Annotated in this window: 4 protein-coding genes; all 4 read left to right on the forward strand. The window is 52.2% G+C overall.

All coding sequences use genetic code 11. The annotated features are described in order from the left end of the window. Positions 1-719 (forward strand): vWA domain-containing protein (locus NW858_RS09155; protein WP_414520337.1); only part of this gene is annotated, 719 nt, incomplete at its 5' end. Positions 720-876: 157 nt separating this feature from the next. After that, on the forward strand, positions 877-1056 hold the full coding sequence (locus NW858_RS09160; RefSeq protein WP_414349060.1) for a hypothetical protein: 180 nt from the start codon (positions 877-879) through the stop codon (positions 1054-1056). 26 nt (positions 1057-1082) lie between these two features. Next, positions 1083-1760, forward strand: coding sequence for a hypothetical protein (locus NW858_RS09165; protein ID WP_414426942.1), 678 nt, complete (start codon positions 1083-1085; stop codon positions 1758-1760). A 165-nt stretch (positions 1761-1925) separates the two neighbouring features. Continuing rightward, a partial coding sequence (locus NW858_RS09170; protein WP_414520338.1) for a DUF4347 domain-containing protein occupies positions 1926-3672 on the forward strand: 1747 nt, incomplete at its 3' end.

Below are 3672 nucleotides of genomic sequence, written 5' to 3' on the forward strand. Positions count from 1 at the left end.
GCTCCGGCAGCCTGTTGGTTTTGGATCCCCAGTCCCGTCGCTTCTTAGCTGTTTTTGGGCTTTTGGATCAATTTCGCACCACACCCTTGGATCTGGGGGCGGTGCTCCGTTTTGATAACCGAGGGGCCGGTTTTGGCGCTACGGCTCTCGGCCAGCCTTTGCGCACGGCCCAACTGCTGCAAGACTTCACCAGCGACAAGCAACTGCTTAGGCGAGGGGTATTGCGGGCAAATCCCGGTGGGAACACCGCCTTGTATGACGCCACGGTGGAAGCCGGGCGTTTCTTAAGTGACTTTCGCCCCAATGAGACCTTCAACCGCCGCCTGGTGGTGTTTACCGACGGCATCGACAACGAGAGCACCCGCTCCATTGACCAGACCATTCGGGAGCTCACAACTCTGGCCCAAGAGCGGGGGCAGAAGCTGACCGTGTATGTAGTTGGGCTGGGCGTTGACTTAAACCTGCTGGAGCTCCAGCGACTGGCGGCGGCCACAGAAGGCACGTTTGTGCTGGCGCGGTTTGCCGAGGCTCTGGAAGCTCCCTTTGCCAATCTATTCCCTGCTGCTATTGGAGAGCACCGCCTGCAGGTGCGGGTACAAAGTAATGTTCCCCTACCTGCTGGCTCTTATCTTCTCAGCGGCGAACTGCGGGTCGAGAGAGAGGGAAGCCGTTTTGTGACATCCTTTAGCGACGCCGTTCTCACGGTGGGATCCCGCTAGAGCCCTTCTGCAAACCAACAACATCCGCAATTGAGAGCGAGGCATAGGCATATGTTTCGACGACTGGGCACATCCAGCAGATTTTGGCGACCGGCTGCGCTTGTCCTGGCTGCTGTGGTTACAGGTTCCCTCACTGTTTTGCTGAAAAGTTGCGGTAGTGGCGGCTCTGGCAATCCTGCTGGGGTGGAGTTGCCGACAAGGGATCCCGCTGCCGGCTCCGCGGCTGCCATCCTGGGGCTGGTCGTTGATCCCTTTGGTCAGCTTTGTGGCCCGGGATCCACGGCTACTCTTTGTGCAGGCGGGCCAGTCTTTTCGGCAGGCAACTCAGTTCAGCTAGTCGGCTTGAGCTCACGGGGAGAGATTTTGTTTCCCCCCTTGGCCACTGCCACCCTGGATAGCAACTTGCGCTTTACGATTCCCTTTTCTGGCTCGATCACGCAGCCGCCGGGGAAATTGGTTTCGGTGCAATCGAACCTCGTTGGGCAGGGACGGCAGGCCAGCCAGCCTACACCGCTGCGGGGATTTGTTTTCAGTGCAGCCGTCGATGTCTCTCCTTGGAGCGAGGCTCTCTATCGCATCTTGCTGCGGGAACGGGAGCGAGTGCCCTTCTCGAACTTGGCCCCCCCTGAGGTTAGGGATTTGGAGAACATTTTGTTTGTTAGCATTCCTCTTTCCAGAACTGCCCGTAACCTAGAGGAAGTTATTGCCGATATCATTCAGCAAGCGGATCGGCTGAGTTTTAATGGACTGCGTTTTGTAGAGGATCTGATTCGAGTTTGCTATGCCCCGGAAGGCAATCAATCCGATCAACCCTGTCGGCTGCGGATCCCGGTGCCTACTCCGCCTCCAGTGCCCATTGAACCGCCGGCAACTCGGCCACCAGCTTCTCCTCTTGCTCCCGGAACTCCTTTGCCGGCAGCAACACCTTCTCCTGAGGCTCCTACCCTACCCATCGTCATCACCAATAGAGCTTCAGTCCGTCTATCATCTGGAACTTTAGTATTCAGTAACCCAGTTACAGTGAGAGTGGACAATTTGTAGCTGCTTCGCTTGGAATTGAGTCCTGTTTCTTTCTTTTTTGAAGACATTCCCTGAAAAAGCGAGGAGTGTTAGATGTTGACCTCAAGACCGTCTCTGCCCAACTCTAAGCAACCCGCCGGGCTACTGCAGATTCTCAGCCGTACTTTGGGATCCGTTTCCACAGCTTTGCTCATTTTGCTTTTGAGAGTGGAGAATGCCGACTCCACTACATCAGGGAATATACTTCTGCAACACTCTGCTCAAGATGAGCTGGTCTTTATCGACCAAGCTTTGCCCGATCTGTCGATCTTGCTAGCAGGGATCCGACCTGGAACAGAGATTATTCTTTTGGACCCTAACAGAGATGGGATCCAGCAGATCGCCGAGGCGCTGCGAGGTCGAAAAGGTGTTAGAGCTTTGCACGTTCTATCTCACGGGCAGGCGGGCTCAATACAGTTGGGCAAAAGCCTTCTCAGCCTAGAAAACCTATCCGAATATGCAAGCTTGCTCTCGCAGTGGAAATCTAGCCTGGCTGATGATGCAGAGATCTTGATCTATGGCTGCGAAGTGGCATCTGGCTTAGAGGGAGAGCTTCTCATCAAGCAGCTAGCTCATCTAACAGGAGCTGATATTGCCGCTTCTACCAACCTTACAGGATATGCTGGATACGATGCAGATTGGGTTCTAGAGGCTGCGACCAGCTCCATTGCTACCCCCACAATTTTTGTGGAAGGCTCAGTGGAGCATCGTTACCAACATACCTTACAGGTTGGTGCCACGCCCACTCTGGATGCTAACTTTGTTTTAGCAAACATCCAAGTAGGTACTAACAAGCTTTCTCTCATCGACGCAACTAACCAAGTTATTTTAAGAAGAGTTGATAATGACCAAGCAGCAGGGATTTGTAACATTGTCTGGGTCGTTCCTCCAGACACTCCTGGCAGCCTTGGAATTACAGCTATGGAGCAGGCTCTCTTAATCAATCCTATAAATCCGGTTATTAAGGCAGGGACAGATAATATTTTTACAAACAAAGATACTGGCACTGTCAACCTCAATAACATAGAAAGAGTTGACTTTATCACGCCAGGTGGCATAACTGCGCCTAGTGCCAATCTAGATAAAATCGGGTTTCTCCTTCTGGATAGAGGCGGCAATGACTCTTTTAGGATGGCTGCTATCACCAAGCTTGATCCCAACCCCGTAAATTACATTTACGGATCGGTTGTTGCAGTTGGATCCGGTACTTGGTCGAAAGGCACATTTATTAATACAAACGTGCATAGCGATAAGTGTGGAACTCAACCTCTAGACACGACTATTACTTCTTTTGGACTAAACCAACCGCTATCGGGAGTTTTCGTAAGCTTCCAAGATCTAGGCATATCACCTAGTCAAACATTCTTTGGATACTCAGTAGTTGGCAATGATGTAACCGGCTCAGTTAAAAACTTCAACACGTTCTCAAAAAACACGAATCAAATCAACGGCGGCTGGGATATGACGGCAGGGGGGGGAATTGTGGCTTACAACCCTCTTGCCAACAATGACGCTGCTACAACTCCCCCAAATACACCAGTCACCATCACGATTCTGTCTAATGATGTAGGGTATGTCTTTAATTTGGATCCCAGTACCATTGACCTAGATCCAAGCTCTCCTGGACAGCAAACCAATCTGACAGTTCCCGGAGAAGGCACATACACTGTCAACCTAACTACTGGGGAAGTTACTTTTACTCCGGATTTCTCTTTCACGGGTGCTGCAACTCCAATTCAATACACAGTAAAGGATGCGCAAGGTCTGATTTCCAACCAAGCAACCATCACCGTCACAGTTACTCCGGCATCAACCCCGACGCCAACCCCAACGCCAACACCAGCCCCGCCGCCCACCCCAAGACAGAAACACACTCCCCGACCCACCCACACCG

The organism is Synechococcus sp. H55.10 (assembly GCF_047502715.1).
In the GTDB taxonomy this organism is placed as follows: domain Bacteria; phylum Cyanobacteriota; class Cyanobacteriia; order Thermostichales; family Thermostichaceae; genus Thermostichus.